General features: G+C 68.8%; 19 protein-coding genes and 2 pseudogenes. 10 read left to right on the top strand and 11 right to left on the bottom strand.

Annotated features, from left to right (window positions below; translation table 11 throughout):
• From obgE to prsT, 4 genes and pseudogenes are all read left to right on the top strand, one after another.
• Nucleotides 1-186 (top strand): annotated as a pseudogene (gene obgE, locus C665_RS10870) (GTPase ObgE); the annotation flags it as partial.
• 87 nt (nt 187-273) lie between these two features.
• Nucleotides 274-1389, top strand: coding sequence for a glutamate 5-kinase (gene proB / locus C665_RS10865; protein WP_004308979.1), 1116 nt, complete (start codon nt 274-276; stop codon nt 1387-1389).
• A gap of 206 nt (nt 1390-1595) precedes the next feature.
• On the top strand, nt 1596-2720 hold the full coding sequence (locus C665_RS10860) for a glycosyltransferase (RefSeq protein WP_245537158.1): 1125 nt from the start codon (nt 1596-1598) through the stop codon (nt 2718-2720).
• 20 nt (nt 2721-2740) lie between these two features.
• Complete coding sequence (gene prsT / locus C665_RS10855) at nt 2741-5536, top strand: XrtA/PEP-CTERM system TPR-repeat protein PrsT (RefSeq protein WP_157277041.1); 2796 nt, start codon at nt 2741-2743, stop codon at nt 5534-5536.
• A 203-nt stretch (nt 5537-5739) separates the two neighbouring features.
• Here the strand turns inward: prsT and C665_RS10850 are convergent, their stop codons facing one another.
• From C665_RS10850 to C665_RS10835, 4 genes are all read right to left on the bottom strand, one after another.
• Nucleotides 5740-6735, bottom strand: a complete 996-nt coding sequence (locus C665_RS10850; RefSeq protein ID WP_004308975.1) for a PEP-CTERM sorting domain-containing protein — start codon at nt 6733-6735, stop codon at nt 5740-5742.
• A 209-nt stretch (nt 6736-6944) separates the two neighbouring features.
• Nucleotides 6945-7601, bottom strand: a complete 657-nt coding sequence (locus C665_RS10845) for a DapH/DapD/GlmU-related protein (protein WP_004308974.1) — start codon at nt 7599-7601, stop codon at nt 6945-6947.
• A gap of 18 nt (nt 7602-7619) precedes the next feature.
• On the bottom strand, nt 7620-8714 hold the full coding sequence (locus C665_RS10840; RefSeq protein WP_004308973.1) for a nitroreductase family protein: 1095 nt from the start codon (nt 8712-8714) through the stop codon (nt 7620-7622).
• A complete protein-coding gene (locus C665_RS10835) occupies nt 8701-9597 on the bottom strand; it encodes a ThiF family adenylyltransferase (protein ID WP_004308972.1) in 897 nt (298 codons plus the stop codon). Before C665_RS10835 ends, C665_RS10840 begins: the two co-directional genes overlap by 14 nt.
• Before the next feature lie 150 nt (nt 9598-9747).
• Here C665_RS10835 and C665_RS10830 point away from each other — a divergent pair, with 150 nt between their 5' ends.
• Genes C665_RS10830 through C665_RS10820 form a run of 3 tightly spaced genes read left to right on the top strand, consistent with a single transcriptional unit; the run spans nt 9748 to nt 12941 of the window.
• Complete coding sequence (locus C665_RS10830; RefSeq protein ID WP_245537157.1) at nt 9748-10908, top strand: ABC transporter permease; 1161 nt, start codon at nt 9748-9750, stop codon at nt 10906-10908.
• Between the two features lie 5 nt (nt 10909-10913).
• A complete protein-coding gene (locus C665_RS10825) occupies nt 10914-12128 on the top strand; it encodes an ABC transporter permease (RefSeq protein WP_004308969.1) in 1215 nt (404 codons plus the stop codon).
• A gap of 21 nt (nt 12129-12149) precedes the next feature.
• The gene (locus C665_RS10820) at nt 12150-12941 is read left to right on the top strand and encodes a PEP-CTERM/exosortase system-associated acyltransferase (protein WP_004308967.1); all 792 of its coding nucleotides are present in this window, start codon (nt 12150-12152) and stop codon (nt 12939-12941) included.
• Between the two features lie 118 nt (nt 12942-13059).
• On the opposite strand, the gene C665_RS10815 is transcribed toward C665_RS10820, so the two are convergent.
• The 3 genes from C665_RS10815 to C665_RS10805 form a co-directional block, all read right to left on the bottom strand.
• Complete coding sequence (locus C665_RS10815; RefSeq protein ID WP_004308966.1) at nt 13060-14952, bottom strand: propionate--CoA ligase; 1893 nt, start codon at nt 14950-14952, stop codon at nt 13060-13062.
• 136 nt (nt 14953-15088) lie between these two features.
• Nucleotides 15089-16264, bottom strand: a complete 1176-nt coding sequence (locus C665_RS10810) for a GGDEF domain-containing response regulator (protein WP_004308964.1) — start codon at nt 16262-16264, stop codon at nt 15089-15091.
• Nucleotides 16265-16277: 13 nt separating this feature from the next.
• Nucleotides 16278-17273, bottom strand: coding sequence for an oxidoreductase (locus C665_RS10805; RefSeq protein ID WP_004308963.1), 996 nt, complete (start codon nt 17271-17273; stop codon nt 16278-16280).
• Between the two features lie 184 nt (nt 17274-17457).
• Here C665_RS10805 and C665_RS10800 point away from each other — a divergent pair, with 184 nt between their 5' ends.
• On the top strand, nt 17458-18321 hold the full coding sequence (locus C665_RS10800) for an HDOD domain-containing protein (protein WP_040829044.1): 864 nt from the start codon (nt 17458-17460) through the stop codon (nt 18319-18321).
• A 39-nt stretch (nt 18322-18360) separates the two neighbouring features.
• Here the strand turns inward: C665_RS10800 and C665_RS21285 are convergent, their stop codons facing one another.
• Together C665_RS21285 and C665_RS10795 are read right to left on the bottom strand one after the other, a co-directional pair.
• The gene (locus C665_RS21285; protein ID WP_281054726.1) at nt 18361-18489 is read right to left on the bottom strand and encodes a hypothetical protein; all 129 of its coding nucleotides are present in this window, start codon (nt 18487-18489) and stop codon (nt 18361-18363) included.
• Nucleotides 18486-19703 carry an MFS transporter gene (locus C665_RS10795; protein ID WP_004308961.1) on the bottom strand — a complete coding sequence of 406 codons (1218 nt, stop codon included), beginning with the start codon at nt 19701-19703 and terminating at the stop codon, nt 18486-18488. Before C665_RS10795 ends, C665_RS21285 begins: the two co-directional genes overlap by 4 nt.
• A 110-nt stretch (nt 19704-19813) precedes the next feature.
• Here C665_RS10795 and C665_RS10790 point away from each other — a divergent pair, with 110 nt between their 5' ends.
• Both C665_RS10790 and C665_RS10785 read left to right on the top strand, forming a co-directional pair.
• Nucleotides 19814-20389: a LemA family protein gene (locus C665_RS10790; RefSeq protein WP_004308960.1), complete on the top strand. Its 576-nt coding sequence runs from the start codon at nt 19814-19816 to the stop codon at nt 20387-20389.
• Between the two features lie 142 nt (nt 20390-20531).
• Complete coding sequence (locus C665_RS10785; RefSeq protein ID WP_004308959.1) at nt 20532-21434, top strand: hypothetical protein; 903 nt, start codon at nt 20532-20534, stop codon at nt 21432-21434.
• A 50-nt stretch (nt 21435-21484) separates the two neighbouring features.
• On the opposite strand, the gene C665_RS10780 is transcribed toward C665_RS10785, so the two are convergent.
• Nucleotides 21485-21919, bottom strand: a complete 435-nt coding sequence (locus C665_RS10780; protein WP_004308956.1) for a hypothetical protein — start codon at nt 21917-21919, stop codon at nt 21485-21487.
• Nucleotides 21920-21965: 46 nt separating this feature from the next.
• Nucleotides 21966-22298, bottom strand: a pseudogene (locus tag C665_RS10775) (ABC transporter ATP-binding protein); the annotation flags it as partial.

Genomic DNA, 22298 nt, shown 5'->3' with positions numbered 1-22298 from the left:
CGCGCCCGCATCGAGGCCGAGCGCGCCGAGCGCGTCGCCGCCGAGGCCGCTCGTCTCGCCGCGGCCGAGGCCGCGCGCGCGGCAGCCGACGCCGCCTACGAGCGCGAAGCCCTGCTCGACGAAGACGACGAACGGCCCGAGGATGCGCTCGACTCCGAAGAAGACGACTCCCCGCCGTCGCGCTGACCTGATTCCGCGTGCCGCCGGCCTGGCGGACGGCACGCAATTGCCTGATTCCGCCCCCCACCCTCTCCGCTGCCCGCACGCACCCCGATGAGAACCAAGCTCCGCAACGCCCGCCGCCTCGTGGTCAAGGTCGGCTCCGCACTCGTCACCAACAACGGCGCCGGTCTCGACAAGGACGCGCTCGACGCCTGGGCGCGCCAGATCGCCGCGCTGCGCGCCGAGGGCCGCGAGATCGCGCTCGTGTCCTCGGGCGCGATCGCCGCCGGCATGCAGCGCCTGGGCTGGGCGAAGCGCCCGACCGAGATGAGCAAGCTGCAGGCCGCCGCCGCGGTCGGCCAGATGGGACTGGTGGAAGCCTACGAAAAGGCCTTCTCGCGCCACGGCCTGCACACCGCGCAGATCCTGCTCACCCACGAGGATCTCGCCGACCGCAGCCGCTACCTCAACGCGCGCAGCACCCTCACGACGCTGCTCGCGCTCGGCGTGGTGCCGATCATCAACGAGAACGACACCGTGGTCACCGATGAGATCAAGTTCGGCGACAACGACACCCTCGGCGCGCTCGTCGCCAACCTCATCGAGGCCGAGGCGCTCATCATCCTCACCGACCAGCAGGGCCTGTACACCGCCGACCCGCGCAAGGACCCGGCCGCCACGCTGATCGGCGAGGGCCGCGCCGAGGACCGCCAGTACGAGGCCATGGCCGGCGGCTCGGGCAGCGCGATCAGCAAGGGCGGCATGATCACCAAGATCCGCGCCGCCCAGCGCGCCGCGCGCAGCGGGGCGCACACCTGCATCGCCAGCGGCCGCGAGCCCGACCCCATCCTGCGCCTGGCCGCGGGCGAGGCGCTCGGCACCCTGCTCTACGCCAGCAGCACGCCGCTGCAGGCACGCAAGCAGTGGCTGGCCGACCACCTGCAGCTCGCCGGCGACCTCGTCATCGACGACGGCGCGGTGGCGGCGTTGAAAAGCGGCAAGAGCCTGCTGCCGGTGGGCGTGGTCGAGGCGCGTGGGGATTTCGAGCGCGGCGCGGTGGTGGCCTGCCGCAACCTGGCCGGCGAGGAAGTCGCGCGCGGGCTGGTGAACTACTCCGCTTCGGAATGCCGGCGCATCGCGCGCAAGCCGACCGCGGAGATCGCGAACCTGATCGGCTACCTCGACGAGCCGGAACTGGTGCATCGGGACAACATGATCCTGTACTAGACCCGCGCCAGCTCCGCGTCCCCCCGCACCGCTGCGGGCCGGCCGCGATCGCGAAGCCGTTGTTCTATCATGGACAGACCTCGACCGCCGCCTCCGCAAGATCCTCCATGCCGGCTTCGCCCCTGAAACTCCTCTTCCTCGCCGAAGGCGCGACGCTGGCGCACGTCGCGCGCCCCTGCGTCCTCGCGCAAGGCCTGGATCCCGACGTGTTCGAGGTCGTGCTCGCGCGCCCCTCGGGCTTCGCCTGGCTCACCGCCGGGGGTCCTTTTCGCACGCTCGATCTCGCCTGCCAGGACGCCAGCGTGTTCGCCCGGCGTCTCGAGCACGGGCGCCCCCTGTACGACTACGCCACGCTGTCGGCCTACGTCGAGCAGGACCTCGCCCTGATCGATGCCGAACGGCCGGACGTCGTCGTCGGCGATTTCCGCCTCTCGCTTTCGGTCAGCGCCAGGCTGCGCAACGTGCCTTACGTCACGATCTGCGATGCATACTGGAGCCCCGAGTATCCGTCGCAGCCCCCGCTTCCTGTACTCTCGTTCACCCGTTTCACGCCCATCCCGCTGGCAAGCCTGCTGTTCCGCTACGTCGCCCCCCTGGCCATGCGCCTGCACACCCTGCCTCTCGAGCGCCTGCGCGCGCACCACGGGCTGCCATCGCTCGGACACGATCTGCGCCGCTGCTATACGGATGCGGATCTCAGGCTCTTTGCCAATTTTCCGGAGCTCTTCCCCGAGCTCATGGAATCCCGGCACGCGAGCTTCATCGGCCCGATCTCGTGGTCGCCACCCGCCGATGCGCCGCTTGAGTTCGCAAGGTCGGGAAGGCCGCTCGTCTATGTCACGATGGGGAGCTCGGGCGACGTCGGCGTGCTGGGCGGCGTCATCGAGGCCCTCGGGGCGTTCGACTGCGAGATCGTGGTCACCACGGCGGGGAGAAAGATCCCTGCTGAATTGCCCTCCTCATCGACGCGGATCTTCGACTACCTGCCGGGCGATCAGGTTTGCCGACTGGCGAGCCTGGTCGTGTGCAACGGAGGAAGCCCGACGACCAACCAGGCGCTGGCCCACGGGGTCCCCGTGCTGGGGATCGCATCCAACATGGACCAGTTCCTCAACATGCGGGCGGTCGAGGAGTTTGGTGCGGGAATCCTCGTCCGCGGCGACCGTGCCCGACTCGCGCGCCTTCGCGCCGCTGCGCGGGCGCTGCTGACGCACGCGCCCTACGGCGCGCGCGCGCGCGACCTCGCGACCGCCGCCGCGAAGCGCACCGCCAGCGCGACGTTCGCGCATTCGATACAAGGCCTGCTGCAGGGCAGCGCGCCACGGAACTGAAATCGTCAAGGACCATGACCATGCACAAGACTCTCCGCCGCCTCAGGCTGGCATCCGTCGCTGCGGCCATCCAGCTCGCGCTTGCCGGCTGCGGCCCATCCTCCCCCGAGGAATTCGTCGCGAAGGCGCAGGCGGAGTTCGACAAGGGCAACCTTCAGGCCGCCTCGGTCGAAGTGACGAACGCGCTGAGCAGCAAGCCGAACATGGTCGAGGCCCGCTGGCTCATGGCGCAGATTGCGCTGAAGTCGGGCGACGCCGCCCGTGCGGAGAAGGACATCCGGGTGGCGATCCAGTACGGCCTGCCGCGCGCCACCGCGCAGCTGAGCCTGGTGCGGGCGATCCTCCTCCAGGGCGCGATGGACCGGGCGCTGGCCGAGACCTCGATCCCCCCCAACGACATGGCCCCCAAGGATCGGGCCCTGCTCCTGGGCCTGCGCGGCCAGGCGCTCATCCTGAACGGCAATCCGGAGCCCGCCCAGCCCGTACTCGCGAGAGCCCTGGAGATCGACCCCAAGGCGACCACCGCGCTCGTCGGCATGGCCATCCTGCACCTTGGCAAGCGCGATTACGATCAGGTCCGCCCCTGGATCGACCGCGCGCTCGGGGTGGATCCCGCCTCTGCGGAGGCCTGGGGGGCGCTAGGCGAACTCGAACTCGCCACGGGCAAGCCTGAGCAGGCGGAGATCGCCTACACCAATGCGCTGAAGTACCGCAGCCACCCGAGCCTCGACCGGGCAAGGCGCGCGCTCGCGAGAGTGGAACTGAAGAAGTTCGCGGAAGCCCAGGCCGACATCGACGCGCTCCGCCAGAGCGGCTTCAAGGCGAGCCCGTACGTGAGCTATGTGCAGGGACTCATCCTCTTCCACCAGGCCAAGTACGCAGAGGCGGCCAATGCCTTCGAGGCCTGCTACGCCGCCGACCCCGCCTTCCTCGCGAACCGGATGTATCTCGCCACCACGCGCTTCCAGCTCGGACAGACCGAACAGGCCCTGGAGCACGCCAAGAGCCTGCACGCCCGCCTTCCGCGTTCGAGCGGCGTCCGCGAGCTGCTCGGATCGATCCAGATCGGTCGCTCGGAATACGCGTCGGCGCGCCGAATGCTCGAGTCGGCGCTGCACAATGCCCCGTCCGATCCCACCACGCTGCGCATGCTGGCAACGCTGTCGATGCTCGAGGGCGACAAGGACAAGGGCGTGGAGTACGCCCGCAAGATCGCCGCGCTCACTCCCGACTCGCCGGATGCCCAGCAGATGCTGATGGTCGCGAAGCTGGTCGCCGGGCAGGATTTCGATGTCATCAAGACGACACGTCCCGACGCCGCGACGGACGACTACTCTCGCGCGCTCCTCGCAGCCCTGAACGACTTCCGCAAGGGGCGGATCCGGGCGGCGCTCGAACAGGCGAACCGGATTCACGAGCAACACCCCGACAAGGTCGACCCGCTCAATCTGGTCGCAGCCTGTCACCTGAGCGGCGGAGAGTGGGATCTCGCACGCGCCGCGCTGGTCAAGACACTTGCATTGCAGCCGAACGAGCCCTCCGCGGCGCGCAACCTGGCACAGCTGGAACTGAACGAAGGCAAGACCGCACGCGCGAAGGAACTCCTCGAGGGGCTGCTGAAGGCTCGCCCGGAACAGGAAGAGGCCGCCCTGATGCTGGCCACGATCGTCGGCCAGGGCGGCGACGCGAAGAAGGCGCTCGACGTCCTCGAGGGCGTGGTCAAGAGCAACCCGGACGCGCTCGTGGCCGCGGAGCGGCTCGCCGCGGCGCACCTGAACGCCGGCAATCTCGCCCGCGTGATCGAGATTACGGGGAACCGCCCCGAGGCGCAGCTCCATAGCCGGCCGGGACTGCTCGAATCGAGGGGGAAAGCGCAGATGCTGACGGGTAACGTGGCCGCCGCACGCGCCAGCTTCGAGCAGTGGGTCAGGGTCGAGCCCGACTCCGCGACCGCCCGTTTCCTGCTCGGCGACACGCTGGCGCGGAGCGGCGAGACGGCGCAGGCGCGCCAGGAACTGCAGCGTGCGGTTCAGCTCGACCGGCTCTACCTGCCCGCACGGGTGGGAGAGATCAAGATGCTCGTGCGCGCGGGAGATCTCGACAAGGCGCGGCAGAAGCTCGACAAGCTCCGACCCGAGTTCGGCGAACAGATCGAGGTGCTGGGCATCGAGGGGTGGTTCGCGCTCGGGACCGGCAATCCGGCGAAGGCGGAAGAAAGCTTCGCGGCCGCCCTGCGCAAACGTCCGGACGCCGAGATGACCATCCTCCTGGCACGCTCGCTGCTACTGCAGACCAAGACCGAGGCGGGCCTGGCGGTGCTGGAGGGCTGGCTGAAGGAGCACCCGCAAGACCTGGGCGTCCTGATGGAACTGGCAGGCAGCCACCTCGCGCTCTCCCGGGACGCCGACGCGATCGCCGTCTACGCCCGCATCCTCGAGACCTATCCGAGCTACGTCCCCGCACTGAACAACATCGCCTGGCTCCATCGCGACAAGGATCGGGCCAAGGCGATGGAGTACGCCCAGCGCGCGCAGAATCTCGCCCCGACCGACCCCGACGTGCTCGACACCCTGGCCATGCTGACGCTCAAGGGCGGCGACCGCCTGCGTGCGTACAACCTGATCCGCGAGGCGTCACAACGCGCGCCCGAGCGGCCGGAGATCCAGATGCACCTCGCCACCGTCCTGCTGGAGCGCGAACAACGTGCCGAAGCCCATCAGGTCTTGCGCACGGTGATGGAGAAGTTCCCCAAATCCGCCGAGGCCCGCCAGGCGCGCGAGCTGCTCGAGCAGTCGGGCGCACGGACGAGCAAGTAAGCCGCATTGCATCGACCCGGTCGCGGGATGCGCGCGACCGGGGTACCCTGGAGCCCCTCCCGCAAGCGCTTCGAAGCCGCCGGCCCGCGGGCATGCGGCTTTTCTTCGCCGGGAGAAATCGGGCCGCGCTGCACAAGGGCGCACGACACCAATAAAAAAGGCGCGGTCCAGACCGCGCCTTTTCTGTTGCGAGTGCCTCCGGATCAGACGAGCTTGCGGCGGCGGCTCACGGCACCCATGCCGGCGATCGCGATGCCCAGCAGGGCAAGCACGCTGGGCTCGGGCACGGTGCGCGTGGAGGTCGAGGTGTTGCCGTTGAACGCAAGGGTCCAGGCACCGTCGGTCAGGCCATCCACGGTGATGCCCATCAAGCTCCAGCCCGCGGCGCGGCTGTACTGCACCGTGGCCGGGTTCGCGCTGACGGAGATGTTACGGTTCAGGTCGACGTTGTCGTTATCCTCGGCGCAAGTCACGCTGGCGACGGAACCGCTCACCTCGCAGTCGTTGTTCGCGGCCGTACCGTTCGGGGTCCAGTTCACCTCGCTGGTGCCGTCGTTCTTCGTCAGGCTGAAGGCCGCGTTCATGTTCGCCTGCGCCGAACCGCTGGTAAAGGCGAGCTGGTTGATCTCGGCATACAGGCTCGGGTCGGCCTCGAACGAAAGCACGAGCTTGCCGGTGCCCGACACGAGGAACGTGAAGACGAAACCGGTGTTCGAGGTGATTTCGGCACTGGAACGCGCGGCGCCGTTGCCCTGGAGCTCGGACTCGGCGATCTGCGCGGTGGAACTCGCCACTCCGTTGCCAAGCTCCGAGGTGTAGATCACGGAGTCGGAGTTCGAATACGTCTCCGTACCCGGCCCGAAGAAGGAGAAGTCGTTGTTGGCGCGGATGATGGTGCTGCCCGGCGCGTTCGCAGCGGGCGCATCGAGCGACGGGGTGGTGTTGCAACCCGTACCCGGAGTGCTTCCCGAGCAGTTGTTGGACTGGGTGGGCGAACTCGCACCGTTCAGGGTCGCCGTGTTGGTGACCTGGAATTCGTACGACTGGATCGGGTTCGCCGCCAGACCGGTGATGCTCACCGAGAACTCCTGGATTTTCAGGCTGGAACTGGCGTACACACTGGCGTTCGCCTGTCCGGCCACACCCAGGGCAAGCGCGGCCGCAATACCGGTAGCCAGGGTCGTTTTGATCAGTTTCATGTCTTTCTCCTTTCGGTTTTCGCTTTGCTTTTGCCTTGCCGAGCACCCTAGCTGGGCGGCAGGGCAGCTATCGAGGCAAGCCCTGTGACTCTTCTAAAGCAAAACGCGGGCCAGCTTTTTTTTATCTTTTATTTTCAACATTTTGAATTTAATCCCCGGCAGAAGGGAGGCCTACTCGGAAGGCGAGTGTAAAAAATTCCGACACCCGGTCAGCGCAAGCGCCTGGCGGGAACGCCGCCCCAGACCTCGCCCGCGCCGATCTTCGTATCCTTGAGCACGACCGCACCTGCCGACACGATGGCGCCGTCGCCGATGGCGACCCCCGACATGACCACCGCCATGGCCCCGATCGTCACCCCGTCGCCGATGCGGATCCTGGCCAGCGCGAAGCGGCTTCCCTCGATCGCGTGCGCATACAGCACGGCATCGTGGCCGATGATGCAGTTCGCGCCGAACTCGGTCAGCGGTGGGTCGAGCAGCGTGCCCGCGCTGTAGGTGTTGGGGCCGAGACGCGCCCCCAGCGCGAGGTACACCAACCGCATCAGCGGCACCGGCAGGAAGTGCGTGCGGATCAGGGAGTTGAACAGCAGGAGATAGAAGAGAATGTTCACCTGGGCGGCGAATTCCGCCCGCGACCCCGGCTCCAGTTCGCCCTCGGCGAGCGGCATCGCCTTCAGGAAAAGCCGGTACGCGACAAAGGCCCACACATACATCGCGACGACGCCCCCAAGCAGCAGGACTACGCCGCGGAAATCCCCCAGCGGCAAGGAACCCAGCCCCCAATACGAGGTTGCCGCCGCAAGCAGGAGGACCAGGATGAAGAGCGCCATGAAGACGCCGACCTGTGGCAACGAAATCTGTCGCATCGTTTCACTCCATGGCGCCTAGCGCGGACCCGCGCCATCCCGCTCCAGCATCAGCGCGGCGAGCGCCTTGCGCGTCGAGCGCGACGCGGGCGGAGACGACACCCCGACCCTGCCCATCACGACCAGCCCGCCTGCCGCATCCGCACCGAGCAGCGAACCCAGGCGACCTGCCAGCAGCCGCACCCGATCGTCGATGCCCGGACGGCGCGAGAGGCTGCAACCCGCGCCCGCATACCAGTTGAAGATGACCGGCGTCATCTCGGGCTGCAGGTGCAAGCCGACCGCGTGCGCGGTCAACCACAGGCGCTGCATGGCGATCCCCGCCCCGACGTAATCGAGCATGCCCGCCGGGCGCTGCCGCGCGAGCACGCACAGGTGCGCCGCACAACCCAGGGCCGGCAGCAGGTCGAGCTGGAGGCGTGGCGCCAGGGTGCCCATCAGGTACTTGTTGAAGAAGTCGACCCGCTCCCAGCTGCGCATCACCCAGCGCATGAGCCGGGCGGTGAGCGGATCGACCCCGACGGCCTGCTCCGGGATCCTGTCCTCGCTGAAGCGGGCGCCCCATTCGATCACGTGCCGATGAACCTCGAAGGCCTCGGGGCAGGTGAGCCGGATGCGCGCGTTGTCCCACAGCAGCCGCGCCACCGCGGCGCGCGCGGAGAAGGTCTCGAACAGGCGAAGCTCGTAGGCGTCGCCCACCGAGGCGCTCAATGCCTTGCGCTGGTCGGCCGTCAGCGGAGTGGTGCGCATCGGGCGTCGCTGCACGACGCGCTGTTCGATGAACGGGAAGAGCGGATCGACCGGCACCCCTTGCGCACGCCGTACGCGCACCTCATACACCGGGCGGCGATCGTCGCCGCCGGAGCGCAATGCCCAGGTGGCCACGCAGCCATGGCCGCTGGCGGCGATGCGCAGGGTTTCGAGCAGCGCGCCGTGCGCGATGTGGCTGGCGCGGCCGGCGAAGTCGTAGACGACCTCGTCGCGCGTGTCGAAACCGTGGACCAGGACGAGACCGTCCTCCACGATCTCGAAACGCCATGGCTGGGTGTTGTCCCCGCTCGGTGCCCAGCGTCCCAGCTCGAGGATGCGGACCAGAGTGTCACGGTCGGACATGAGCACCTCCCTTCGCCTTCATTTTTTCCAGTTGCCGTCGAACGAACCACAAGGCGATGCGCTGGAGGGGATTGCGATTGCCGCCCGGGCGCCAGGTCCGCGCGAGTCGCAGCTTGTAGGCATCGAACTGATACCCCCACGGGGCTGCCCGCACCCCCCCGCGCCCGAGCAGGATCTTCAAGGCCTCGGTCGCGATCACCCCGGCACAGATCTGGCATGCTGCGATCGTGGAGGGGCCGCGGCGCTCGGCCAGATTCACCCTGTCGGGATCGGCAAGGTAGCCGAGCTGCAGCATCGCCGGCGACAGCCCCAGCAGGAAGCGCATCGCCATCTCTTCCTCGTCGCAGCCCTCGAGGCGGAAGTACTCCTCGAACGACATTCCGTCGGGCAGGAAGATCAGTACCGCTGCACCGATCCCCAGCGGGGCCGCAGTGACAGCGGGGATGCCGAGGCGGCGGCAGGCCGCGAACACGGCCCGACGGATGTCGAATGCGAAGAAATCGAGCGCATCGACGTACAGGTCGACCCCCGCCAGGAATTCGTCCAGGTTGGCGTCGGACACGCCCTGCGGAAACACGCGCAGCGCGCATTCGGGATTGATGTCGCGCGCCATGCCGGCGAGGACCTCGACCTTGGGCCTGCCAAGCGAGGAAACGAGCGCCCCGGCCTGGCGGTTGAAGTTGACGATGTCGAACGTATCGAAGTCGGCGATGTTGAACGCCCCGATCCCGAGCCGCGCCAAGGTAAGCAGATGACCGCCGCCGACGCCACCCATGCCGGCGATGGCGATGCGCTTGCGCCGAAGCGTGGCCTGCTCCGCCTCCGTGACCCAGCCGATGTTGCGCGAGAACGCCGCATCGTATGCAAAATGGTCACCGCCCATCGACAGGCCTCCTTCCTCGGTCTTAGCTTGAAAGCTATGATAACAATCCCACCTCGAGCACACACCGCAATGTGGAGCGCCTTCGTCCGCAATTCCATTCAGCAGGCCCGCATCGCAGCGCTCAACCTGACGCGACATCGACGACGGACCTTGCTGGCGCTCGCCATCATCTGTGGCGGCGTGGTCTCGTTTCTGCTCGCCGGGGGGTTCATCAACTGGGTGCTGTGGGGGATGAGGGAAGGGGTCATCCAGTCCCAGCTGGGGCATGTGCAGATCACCCGTCCCGGCTATTTCCGCGACGGCGCCAGCGATCCCTATCGCTTCCTGCTCGACGGCGACCTCTCGGTCATCCGCGGCGGGCCAACCTTCGAGATCCGCACCGTCGCTCCCCGCCTGGCGTTCACCGGCCTGGTCAGCATCAATGACGCGACCATCTCCTTCATCGGCGAAGGCGTGGACGCGCAGGCCGAGATCCCGCTGAGCGGCGGCATCACCACGCTGGCGGGCAGCGACCTCGCCAGCGCCGGAGCGGATGCGGCCGTGCTCGGCGAGGGCCTGGCCGCGAACCTCGGCGCACACCCTGGAGACTCCGTGGTCCTCATGGCGACAACCGCATCCGGTGGAGTCAACGCGGTGGAACTGAAGGTGGCCGGCATCTTCGCGACCCCGGTGAAGGCCTACGACGACACGGCGATCCGCGTACCGATCGAGGCTGCCCGTCGCCTGATGCGGGTCGACGGTGCGACCAGCTGGGTGGTATTGCTCGACGACACCGCGCACACGGATGCGGCCATCGCCGCGTTCCGGGCGGCCCTGCCGGCCGATCGGTACGAGATCGTCCCGTGGATCGAGCTGGCGGACTTCTACAACAAGACGGTCGAACTCTTCGGAACCCAGGTGAACGCGGTCCTGCTGCTGATCGCGGTCATCGTCGTGCTCAGCATCTCCAACACGCTCTCGATGGCCGTGATCGAACGCACCACGGAGATCGGGACGTCCATGGCGCTCGGCGTACGCCGGCTCGGCATCCTCGGCCTGTTCGTCTGGGAAGGCGTGGTGCTCGGCGTGGTCGCCGGCGTCCTCGGCGTCGGAATCGCGCTCGCACTCGGAGAGCTCATCTCGTTCGTCGGCATACCGATGCCGCCGCCGCCAGGCATGTCGCGCGGCTACACCGGGCGGATCGACATTTCCGCCGCGCTCGCACTGCAAGGCTTCCTGCTCGCCTTCCTCGCCACGGTTGTCGCGAGCATCCTTCCGGCCTGGAAGGCGTCGCGCATGAACATCGTCGACGCCCTCCGCCACCACGCCTGACGCCAATGCTCTTCAAGCTCGCCCTGCGCAACATCTTCCGCCAGCGCATCCGCAGCGTGGTGACGCTCGTCGCGATCGTCTTCGGCGTGACCGGGCTGATCCTCTCCGGCGGGTTCGTGAAGGACATCTTCGTGCAGCTCGGCGAGGCGATCATCCAGTCCGAGACCGGGCACGTGCAGGTGTTTCGCGAGGGCTTTCGCGAGAAGGGCAGTCGCCAGCCGGATCGCTACCTGATCGACGATCCCGCGCCCCTGGCTGCACGCATCGCGAATACCCCACAGGTGCGCGACGTCTCCAGCCGCCTGAGTTTCTCGGGCCTGCTCAACAACGGCAAGCGCGACCTGGCGATCGTCGGCGAGGGCGTCGAGCCGGAGAAGGAAGCCCGCCTGGGCAGCTTCCTGAAGATGGTCTCCGGAAGGCCGCTGAGCGATGCCGACGCGTTCGGGATGATCGTCGGCCAGGGCGTGGCCCAGTCGCTTGCGCTGAAGGTGGGCGATCAGGTGACCTTGCTCGTGAATACGGCCGGCGGCGCGCTCAACACGGTCGATGTCGAGGTCGTCGGCATCTTCCAGAGCTTCTCGCGCGACTTCGACGCACGTGCGCTGCGGATTCCGCTCGCCGCGGCACAGGAACTCCTCGCAACCGCAGGCGCCAACCAGCTCGTCGTGACGCTGCACCACACACGCGACACCGACGCTGCGCTCGCCACGATCCAGGCGCAACTCGCCGGCAGCGGGCTCGAAGCCTTCAGCTGGAAGCAGCTGTCGGATTTCTACGAGAAGACGCTGCAGCTCTACGACCGTCAGTTCGGGGTGCTGCAGGTGATCATCCTGGTGATGGTCCTGCTCTCGGTGGCGAACACGGTGAACATGAGCGCCTTCGAGCGCCTGGGGGAATTCGGCACCCTGCAGGCCCTGGGCAACCGGCAACGTGACATATTCCGCCTGATCCTGCTGGAAAACACGTTTCTCGGCCTGATCGGCGGCACGCTTGGTGCGATCATTGGAATCGGGCTGGCGCTCGCGATCTCCGCAATCGGGATCCCGATGCCGCCCCCACCGAGCGCCAATACGGGATACACCGCGATGATCCGCCTCGACGCCGCCAACGTCGCCACCGCATTCCTGATCGGCGTGGTGGCGACCGCACTGGCCGCGATCTTTCCAGCTCGCCGGGTTTCCAGGACGGAACTGGTGGAAGCGCTGCGCCAGCGAATCTGAACATCGAAAGGGCATACCACCATGCAGCTCATCGACCACCTCAACCTCGGCGAGGGGTTCAGCAAGTACTTCCGCATCGACGCGGCACTCGACGACGGCCTGAAGGACGAGGTCTTCCGCATCCGTCACAGCGTGTACTGCGAGGACCTGCAATTCGAGAGCACGCGCCCGGACGGTCGGGAGATCGACCACTACGACGCCCGCAGCGTCCATTGCCTGCTCAGGACCGCGACCGCACCCTTCCGGCCGGTCGGGTGCACCCGGGTCGTGCTGACGGATCCGCGCGACCCGGCCGCGCCCCTGCCCTTCGAGGTTTCCTGCGCCGCGGCGCTGGATCGGTCGATCATCGACCCGGCCCGGCTGCCGCGCGAACGCATCGCCGAGATCTCCAGGCTGGCGGTGCACCGGGATTACCGGCGTCGCCGCGGCGAGGAGCACACCCCGGTCCACATCGACAGCTCGGACTTCGCAGACGGGGATCGGCCGCGCTTTCCCTTCGTGCCGACGAGCCTGCTGCTGGGCGCCGTGGCGCTGGCCGATTGCAGCGGCATCGACACCGTGTTCGTGCTCACCGAGCCGCGCCTCGCCGCGCATTTCACCAAGCTCGGGGTCGAGGTCATCCAGATCGGGCAGGCGATCGAGCACCGCGGACGGCGCATTCCCTCGGTGATGCACGTCGACGAGATCATCCGCAACATGCGTCCCATCCTGCACCCCTTGTGGCAGCGGGTACGCGCGGAGATCGGGCGCGGGTTCGAGGAGGCCGGGCGGGGCAAGGGCCAGCAAGGCTTGCCCACCACCCACAACGGGTAGTCCGCCCGCGCCCCTGCGGGCATGAAAGAAAAGGCCTTTGGCCACGGAGCATCGCCCGTGGCCAAAGGCCTTTTTCAGCGCTGCAGGCCCGGGACGGGCCGCAGCGCGGCAAGGACGCTCAGCTCTTCAAGGCCGCCTTGATCTGCTCGAGCGTGCTCGGATCGTCGATCGTGGTCAGGTCGCCGGCGTCGCGTCCCTCAGCCAGCGCCTGGATCGAGCGCCGCAGCATCTTGCCCGAACGCGTCTTGGGCAGGCCGCCGATGAAGTGCACCCGGGCCGGACGCGCGATCGCACCCAGGCTCTCGTCCACCTTCTTCATGACCTCCTTCTCGAGCGCGGCACGCTTCTCGGGCGTGTCGACATCGGCGGCGTTCTTGACCACCGCGAAGGCCATCGGCATCTGGCCCTTCAACTCGTCGGCCACGCCCACCACCGCCACCTCGGCGATCGCCGGGTGGGTCTGCACCGCCTCCTCGATCTCGCGGGTGCCGAGACGGTGGCCGGCGACGTTGATCACGTCGTCCATGCGGCCGAGGATGGTGTAGTAGCCCTTGTCGTCCTTGATGCCCCAGTCGGACGAGGAATACACCACCGGCTCGGTGAACAGGCTGAAGTAGGTGCTGACGAAGCGGTCGTCCTGGCCCCACACGGTGGACAGGCAGCCCGGCGGCAGCGGCGGCACGATGCCGACGATGCCTTTCTCGTTGGCGCCGCACTCGGTGCCGTCCTCGCGGAAGATGCGCAGGTCGTAGCCATAGACCGGGAAGGCGGGCGAGCCGAGCTTGATCGGGCTGTCTTCCACGCCGCGGCAGATGGCGAGCATCGGCCAGCCGGTCTCGGTCTGCCAGTAGTTGTCGATGACCGGGATGCCGAGCTCTTCCATGATCCACTGGTGGCTGGTCTCGTCGAGCGGCTCGCCGGCGAGGAACAGGTGCTTGAGCGAGGACAGGTCGTACTTCTTGAGGAAGGCCGGGTCCTGCTTCTTGAGCACGCGCACCGCGGTGGGCGCGGAGAACATCACCGTGACCTTGTACTTCTCGACGATCTGCCACCAGATGCCGGCGTCGGGGCGCAGCGGCGTGCCCTCGTACATGATCGTGGCCATGCCCGCGAGCAGCGGGCCGTAGATGATGTAGCTGTGGCCGACCACCCAGCCGATGTCCGAGGTCGAGAACATGGTCTCGCCCGCGCCGCCGGTGAAGATGTGCTTCATCGACGCGGCCAGGGCCACGGTGTAGCCGCCGGTGTCGCGCTGCACGCCCTTGGGCTTGCCGGTGGTGCCGGAGGTGTACAGGATGTAGCTCGGCTCGGAGGACTCGAGCCACACGACCGGGACCTTGGCGTCCAGGTGCCTGGCACGCAGCTCGGCGTAGTCGACGTCACGGCCTTCCACCTTGGGGAAGCCCTTGTCCAGGCCGCGATCGACGATCAGCACCTTGGCGGGCGGGAATTCGGCGAGCTTGCAGGCTTCATCCACCAGGTGCTTGTAGGGCACCGGCTTGCCGTTGCGCATGCCGGCATCCGAGCTGACCATCAGCACCGGCTTGGCGTCGTCGATGCGGGTGGCGAGCGAGCCGGCCGCGAAACCGCCGAACACCACCGAGTGGATCGCGCCGATGCGCGCGCAGGCCAGCATGGCAAACGCGGCCTCGGCGATCATCGGCATGTAGATCAGCACGCGATCGCCGCGCTTGACGCCGAGCTCCTGGTAGATCGCCGCCATGCGCTCGACCTCGCGCTGCAGCTCGGCGAAGGAATAGACCTTCTCCTCGTCGGTCTCGGTCGAGATATACACCAGCGCACGGTCGTTCGGGCGCGCGGCGGCGTGGCGATCGACGGCGTTGTAGCACAGGTTGGTCTCGCCACCCTTGAACCACTTGACGAACGGCGGCTTGGAATAGTCGCAGATCTTCTCTGCGGGCTTGTTCCAGTGCACGAGCTGCGCCTGCTCGGCCCAAAAGCCGTCGCGGTCTTCGATGGAACGGCGGTGGAACTGCTGGTAATCGGTCATTGCTTCCTCTCCCTTCTGCCTTCAATGATCGTGTTGTCGAACTCGACGTGCCACCGGCGGCGCGGCGCCGGGACAGCGCAGCGAAGCCCGCGGGCACACCTGTTGGGGACGGCCTGCGGGTGCGGCCGCCCTCCACTCATCCGCCCCCGCCCTTGTCGTGGAACTCGCGGAGTCTTGCGAGCGGTAATCCGGATTGAAGCCTGGATTCTAGCAATTCGAGCAGCGGCAGCAGCGCCCCGACGAGCTCGGGCAACTGCCCGGCCACCTCGTCACGCGCGCCGGCGCGCAGCAGGCGCAGCGCGCCATCGACGCTGGGGACGCGCGCAAGCTCGCGTTCGATCGCCGCCGGGTCGACCTCGCCGCCCTCGGCGACGACGCGGTTGCCACCCGCCGTGTGCGCCTGCGTGGCGCGCTCCTGGGCGAGCGCGAGCAGCGCGCCGATGGCCTCGCGACCGTCGGTGACCGCGCTGGCGACGCCGATGCTCAGGGTCACGCGGATGCGCTCGTCGCGGTAGGCCATCACCAGCTTCTCGACGCTGGCGCGCAGGCGCAGCGCGAAGGCGCAGGTGGACACGCGGTCGATGCCCGGCGACAGCAGCGCGAAGCAGGCCTGGCCGTGCTGCGACAAGGTGTCCTCGGCGCGGATGCGCCCGCTCACCAGCTTGCCGAGCTTGCGCAGGATGAGCTGCACCACCTGCACGCCGTAGCGCGTGGCGAGCTCGTCGAACTGGTCGATCTCGATCACCATCGCGCCGATGTCGGCCTGGCGCCGGCGCGCCTCGGCCACGGCCTGGGCGCCGTGATGCTCGAGGTAGGCCTCGGTCGCCAGGCCCGACTCGGGGTCGACCGGGCTCTGGCGCTCGAGCGCGGCGCGGCTGCGCTCGAGTTCGCCCTGCGCCTTGGACAGGCGCAGCAGCGACATCAGCGTGGCGAGCAGCTCGACTCCGCCCGTGCCCTTGGTGACGAAGCCGTTGGCGCCGAGGGCGAGCGCGCGCGCGCGCGCGGACTCGTCCTCGTCGCCGGAGATGATCACCACCGGCAGGTCACGCACCCGCGGCAGCTTCGAGGCACGCAGGCGCCCGAGCAGGCCGTAGCCGTCCAGGCGCGGCATGCCGATGTCGGTGAGCACGATCTCGATCGCCGGATCGACCAGCAGCGCCTCCCAGGCGGCCTCGCCGTCGGGCTCCTCGCGCGCCTCGAAACGACCGCGGATGTGCTTGACGATGGACGCGCGCACCATGCGCGAGTCGTCCACGACGAGGATGCGCGGCAGCCTGCCGTCCCCGTCCGTCGTCAGCGCGCCCGGGTCCATGGCGTTCGTCGGCTCAGGCGCCGATGCGCACGACGGTGCGCCCCTTGACGCGGCCGTGGATGAAGTCGTCGAAGGCGCCCGGCAACGCATCGAAGTCGATTGTGCGCGTGATCGCGGCGAGGTGGCGCGGCTTGAGGTCGGTGGCCAGGCGCTCCCAAACGCGCTGCCGGGTCGGGAAGCCCATGTAGCCCGAATCCACCCCGAGCAGGCTCACCCCGCGCAGGATGAGCGGGAACACCGTGGTATCGACGTTGAAGCTCGCCGCGTTGCCGATGCTCGCCACCGTGCCGGCCTGCTTCATGGTCGCCAGCACCCAGTGCAGGATCTGCCCGCCGACGTTATCCACCGCGCCGGCCCAGCGCGCCGCCTCGAGCGGTCGCACCTTGTCGAAGTCGATGGAGGAGCGCGGCAGGATCTCCGCCGCGCCGAGCATCTTCAGGTAGTCGGCCTCGGCATCCTTGCCGGTGAGCGCGACCACGTGGTAACCGAGCTGCGCCAGCATGTCGATGGCCAGCGCGCCGACGCCACCCGTGGCGCCGGTGACCACCACCGGCCCGTTGGCCGGGGCGAGGCCGTTGTCCTCCATGCGCACGATGCCGAGCGCGGCGGTGAAGCCCGCGGTGCCCAGCGCCATCGCCTCGAAGAGATCGAGCCCCGCCGGCAAGGGCACGACCCAGCCCGCCGGCACGCGCGCGTACTCGGCATAGCCGCCATGGTGGGCGACCCCGATGTCGAAGCTGGTGGCGATCACCTTGTCGCCCGGCCTGAAGCGCGCATCGGCGCTGTCGACCACTTCGCCGCACAGGTCGATGCCGCCGACGCAGGGGAAGCGACGGATGATCTTGCCGGCGCCGGTCGCAGCGAGCGCGTCCTTGTAGTTGATGCTGGAGTAGTGGACGCGGATCGTCACCTCGCCCGCATCGAGCTGGTCGGCGCTCATCGTGCGCATGCCGCCGACCACCTTGCGGTTCTCGTCCTGGTCGATCACGAAGGCCTTGAAGGGATTCATGCGGAAGTCTCCTGTCGATGTGGCGGCCAGCCTGGAGGCCGCGTTGATTCATAATTATAGCCGCAACTGCGAATCTGCCCGAACACGGCACGCTCGCCTCAAGTTTGTGCCGCGGCGGCCGTCATCCCGGTTTGATTCCATGAGCCGCACCACCGCCACCCCGACCGCGCCAGAGACCGCGAACATGCCCCTGCTGCCCAGCCCCCTGCCCTCCTCCGCAGCCTACATCGACGCCTTCACCCGCGCCGGACTGCCCGTCCTGCGCCACACCGTACGCGCCTTCGAGGAACTGCGCAGCGCGGATCCTGCGCCGGGCGCACGCGAGATCGCCGCGGTGGTGCTGGCCGATCCGCTGATGACCTTGCGCCTGCTCACGCATCTCGAGGCGAACCGGCGCGCCTCGCAGAACCACGACATCACCACCATCGAGCGCGCGGTGCTGATGCTGGGCGTGGAGCCGTTCTTCGCCACCTTCTCCGATCTTCCCACGGTGGAAGACACCCTCGCGGCGCACCCGAAGGCGCTCGTCGTGGCGCTCAAGCTGATCGCGCGCGCACGCCGGGCAGCCACGCTCGCGCGCGAGTTCGCGACGATGCGGCGCGATCACGAGGTGCAGGAGATCACCGTCGCCACCCTGCTGCGCGAGGCCACGGAGATCGTGTGCGCGATCCACGCCCCCACGCTCACCCTGGAGGCGATCGCACGCCGGCAGGCCGAACCCGCGCGCTCGGCGGCGGAGGTGCAGCGCGAGGTGTTCGGCATCAGCGCAGCGGAGCTCCAGAACGCATTGATCGACGCCTGGCGGCTGCCGGAGCTGCTCGCCGGGCTGCTCGACAGCGGTCACGCCGACAACCCGCGCGTGCGCACGATCACGCTGGCCGCCCGCTTCGCCCGCCACCAGGCGCGCGGATGGACGAGCCCGACGCTGGCAGATGATCTGGCCGAGCTCGAAGCGCTGCTGCACCAGCCGCGCGAGAGCCTGCTGCAGCGCCTGGGCGTACCGGCCGAACTGCGCGCCCGCCTGTTGCCGGACGCGCAGCCGGAGTGAGCGGAGCGGGCCCAACCCTGCGGCGGAAGGCGAACCTCTTCAGCCGCAGAGCCGCATCAGATTGCTGAAATCGAGCAGCAGCGCCGGCTGCTGGTAGGCGGCGAAGAGCAGGCCGAGCGCGAGCGCCCCCAGCACGACGAGCGCCAGCCGCAGCAGGCCCTTCCTCATCGCGCCGCCAGCCTTGCGAGCGGCGCCTCGCGCACCGGCAGCGACAGCGCCGCCGCCATCACCGAGAGCGCGATCGACAGCCACCACGCCATCTCGTACGAGCCGCTGAGGTCGAAGATGCGCCCGCCCAGCCAGGCCCCCAGGAAGCCGCCGATCTGGTGGCCGAGGAAGACGATGCCGTACAGCATGCCGACGTAGCGCAGGCCGAAGATGTGGCCGACCAGGCCGCTGGTGAGCGGCACCGTGCCCAGCCACAGCAGGCCCATCACCGCGGCGAAGACGTAGAGCGTGAGCGGGCTGAGCGGGAACAGCATCAGCGCCAGGATGGCCACGATACGCAACGCGTAGATCCACGCCAGCAGCCACTTCTTGCTGTAGAGGCCGCCCAGCCAGCCCGACAGGAAGGAGCCGAAGATGTTGAACAGCCCGATCATCGCCACCGCGCTCATGCCGATGTTGGCCGACAGACCCATGTCGACCACGTAGGCGGGCAGATGCAGCATGACGAAGGCGGTCTGGAAGCCGCACACGAAGAAGCTCCAGAACAGGAAGTGGAAGCTCGGCGTGCGCATCGCCTCGGCGAGCGCCTGGCGCAGCGACTGTTCGACACCGCCGCCGCGCTCGCTGGTGCCGGTGACCGCGGCGGCGAGCGGGATGATGAAGGCGATGCCCACCGCCATCCACAGCAGCGCGTCCTGCCAGCCGAAGGCGGTGATCAGCCCCTGTCCCACCGGCAGCACCGCGAACTGGCCGAAGCTGCCGCCGGCCGAGGCGATGCCGAGCGCGAGGCTGCGCTTCTCCGGCGCGGCCATGCGCCCGATCACGCCCAGCACCACGCTGAAGGTGGTGCCCGAGAGGCCCATGCCGATCAGCAGGCCGGCGCCGAGGTTGAGGCCGAGCGCGCTGTCGGCGTGAGCCATGATCACCAGGCCCAGGATGTAGAGCAGCGCCCCGCCCACCAGGGTGCGGCCGGCGCCGTGGCGGTCGGCGAAGGCGCCGGCGAAGGGCTGGAACACGCCCCACAGCAGGTTCTGCAGCGCGATCGAGAAGGAGAACAGCTCGCGCGACCAGCCGTGGTCGAGCGTCATCGGCTGCAGGAACAGGCCGCCGGTGTGGCGCACGCCCATGGCCAGCGTGAGGATCAGCGCGCCGCAGGCCATGACGACCGCGGGGCGGCGCAGGAAGACGGGAAGGGAGGAAGACGAGAAGAGCAAAATGGGAATTTCCGCTGCGAGGGAGGCGATTCGCCGCCACCGTGGCATGCGCAACACGTGGCGCGAGGGCGCGAGTATAAGATGCGCGCATTCGCAATGGAGTCCCCGCAATGAGCATCGGCAGCGCAGTCCTCCTCGGCCTCGTCGTCCTCACGCTGGTGTACGGCGTGGTGATCTACAACGGCCTGGTGCAGCTCAAGCACAACCTCGCCAAGGCCTGGGCCAACATCGACGTGCTGCTCAAGCAGCGCCACGACGAACTCCCCAAGCTGGTCGAGGTGTGCCGCCAGTACAAGCAGTTCGAGCAGGACACGCTCGCGCGCGTGACCGAGGCGCGCGCGCGCGTCGCCCAGGCGCGCGAGACCCACGACGTGCCCGCGCTCGGTGCCGCCGAGCAGCTGTTGCGCAGCGGGCTGGGGCAGATCTTCGCGGTCGCCGAGGCCTACCCCGAGCTGCGCGCCAACGAGCACTTCATGCAGCTGCAGAGCCGCATCACCGCGCTCGAGAACGCCATCGCCGACCGCCGCGAGTGGTACAACGAGGCGGTCAATGTACACAACGTGCGCATCGAGCAGTTCCCCGACCTGCTGATCGCGCGCCCGCTCGGCTACAGCGAGCAGCCGCTGCTGCAGTTCAGCATCGCTGAGAAGGCGGATGTCGATCTGAAGGCGCTGTTCGGCAGCTGAGCGCGCGTGGCGAGCGCCGCACGATCGGCGTCGCGGACGAACCGGACCGGCGCGGAACCGGCCCCGGGCCCGTCGGCGATCTTGCCGCAGCGCACGCAGGCCCGCTCGCCCCGCCGCGATCGACACCACCCGGTACCCCACCATGCTCGTGCACCTTCGCCACCTGCGGGCAGACCTCGCGTTACCGGCCATCCAGCTCGGCGCGATCGCACTCGCACTGCGCCTGGGCCCCGGCCCGGGCAGCCTGGCCGCGCTCGCGGTGCTGCTCGGCACCGGCCTGCTCGGCACTCTGCGCGCGCTGCGCCACGCGCGCCTGATCGCCGACACCCCGACCGCGCGCATCGTCTCGGCGGCGCAGGGCTACACCGAACTGCGGGGCCGCGGCGCGCCGCTGGACGGCGATCCGCTGCTGTCGCCGGTGAATGCGCTGCCGGTGCTGTGGTACCGCCTGCGCATCGAGCGCCGCCAGCGCAACGGCGAGTGGCGGGTGGTGAGCACGGACACCAGCGCGTCCTCCTTTCTGCTCGACGACGGCAGCGCGCGCTGTGTGGTCGACCCGGAGGGCGCGGAGATGCTGGTGCGGCGACGCGACGTGTTCGTGCGCGACGATCTGCGCTACACGCAATGGTCTCTGATCGAGCACGACAAGCTCTATGTGATCGGCGACTTCGCCACCCTGGGCAGCGCCGACGTGCGCACCGACACCACGACCGAGGTGCGCGAGCTGCTCACCGCCTGGAAGGCCGACCGCCCCGCCCTGCTGCAGCGCTTCGACCTCGACGGCGACGGCGAGATCGACCTGCGCGAGTGGGAGCTCGCCCGCGCCCAGGCGCGTCGCGAGGTGCGCCAGCGCCAGGCCGAGGCGCTCGCCGCGCCGGAGCTGCACCTGATGCGCCCGCCGAGCGGCGGCCGCCTGTACCTGATCTCGGACCTCGACCCCGAGCGCATCGGTCGCCAGTACCGCTGGATCGCCGCCTTCCACGCCGCGGTCTTCCTCGGCGCCAGCGCGGCGACGGCGTGGTTCGGGCAGATCGGCGTGTTCTAGCGCGGGCCGCAGAAGTCGCGGCGCCCTTGCCCGGCACGGTGGACGGTTCGTCACCGTGGATCGCGACTTGCGTCGCTCCTACGGCGCGGCTCCGTCAGCGCGGCGGTCTTCGTGGCGCCGGTTTCGTAGGAGCGACGCAAGTCGCGATTACGGCGCGGCTCCGCAAGCGCGGCGGTCTTCGTGGCGCCGGTTCCGTAGGAGCGACGCAAGTCGCGATTACAGCGCGGCTCCGTCAGCGCGGCCGTCTTCGCGGCGCCGGTGTCGTAGGAGCGACGCAAGTCGCGATCACGGCGCGGCTCCGTCAGCGCGGCGGTCTTCGCGGCGCCGGTTTCGTAGGAGCGACGCAAGTCGCGATTACGGCGCGGCTCCGCAAGCGCGGCGGTCTTCGTGGCGCCGGTTCCGTAGGAGCGACGCAAGTCGCGATTACGGCGCGGCTCCGCAAGCGCGGCGGTCTTCGCGGCGCCGGGTTCGTAGGAGCGACGCAAGTCGCGATTACGGCGCGGGTCATCCGCGCCGCGGCCCGCCTCGCGCTCAACCTGCCGCGCGCGACTCGAGCTCTTCCCAGCGCAGCATCGCGGTCTCGATCTCGCCGTCCAGCGCCTCCATCCGCGCCTTGATCTGCGCGACCTCCTGCGGGGCGTTCTGGTACAGCGCCGGGTCGGCCATGCGCGCGTGCAACGCGGTCTGCTCGTCCTCGAGCGCGGCGATGCGCTCGGGCAAGGCCTCGAGCTCGCGCTTTTCGTTGAAGGACAGCTTGGTCGGGCGGTTCGCGGCCTTGGGCTCGGCGGCGCGCGCCTTGTCCGCGGGCGGAGCGCTGCGCCTGGCGCTCTCGCGCGCCGTCGCCTCGCGCGCCGTCGCCTCGCG

This window comes from Thauera aminoaromatica S2, assembly GCF_000310185.1.
GTDB lineage: Bacteria > Pseudomonadota > Gammaproteobacteria > Burkholderiales > Rhodocyclaceae > Thauera > Thauera aminoaromatica.
The sequence above is the reverse complement of the archived record's forward strand: the minus strand, read 5'-3'. Positions and strand labels throughout refer to the sequence as shown.

Coding starts and splice junctions, on each gene's coding strand:
- proB (WP_004308979.1), top strand. CDS start 274: ATGAGAACCAAGCTCCGCAACGCCCGCCGCCTCGTGGTCAAGGTCGGC.
- prsT (WP_157277041.1), top strand. CDS start 2,741: ATGCACAAGACTCTCCGCCGCCTCAGGCTGGCATCCGTCGCTGCGGCC.
- C665_RS10850 (WP_004308975.1), bottom strand. CDS start 6,735: ATGAAACTGATCAAAACGACCCTGGCTACCGGTATTGCGGCCGCGCTT.
- C665_RS10845 (WP_004308974.1), bottom strand. CDS start 7,601: ATGCGACAGATTTCGTTGCCACAGGTCGGCGTCTTCATGGCGCTCTTC.
- C665_RS10840 (WP_004308973.1), bottom strand. CDS start 8,714: ATGTCCGACCGTGACACTCTGGTCCGCATCCTCGAGCTGGGACGCTGG.
- C665_RS10835 (WP_004308972.1), bottom strand. CDS start 9,597: ATGGGCGGTGACCATTTTGCATACGATGCGGCGTTCTCGCGCAACATC.
- C665_RS10825 (WP_004308969.1), top strand. CDS start 10,914: ATGCTCTTCAAGCTCGCCCTGCGCAACATCTTCCGCCAGCGCATCCGC.
- C665_RS10820 (WP_004308967.1), top strand. CDS start 12,150: ATGCAGCTCATCGACCACCTCAACCTCGGCGAGGGGTTCAGCAAGTAC.
- C665_RS10815 (WP_004308966.1), bottom strand. CDS start 14,952: ATGACCGATTACCAGCAGTTCCACCGCCGTTCCATCGAAGACCGCGAC.
- C665_RS10810 (WP_004308964.1), bottom strand. CDS start 16,264: ATGGACCCGGGCGCGCTGACGACGGACGGGGACGGCAGGCTGCCGCGC.
- C665_RS10805 (WP_004308963.1), bottom strand. CDS start 17,273: ATGAATCCCTTCAAGGCCTTCGTGATCGACCAGGACGAGAACCGCAAG.
- C665_RS10800 (WP_040829044.1), top strand. CDS start 17,458: ATGCCCCTGCTGCCCAGCCCCCTGCCCTCCTCCGCAGCCTACATCGAC.
- C665_RS21285 (WP_281054726.1), bottom strand. CDS start 18,489: ATGAGGAAGGGCCTGCTGCGGCTGGCGCTCGTCGTGCTGGGGGCGCTC.
- C665_RS10790 (WP_004308960.1), top strand. CDS start 19,814: ATGAGCATCGGCAGCGCAGTCCTCCTCGGCCTCGTCGTCCTCACGCTG.
- C665_RS10785 (WP_004308959.1), top strand. CDS start 20,532: ATGCTCGTGCACCTTCGCCACCTGCGGGCAGACCTCGCGTTACCGGCC.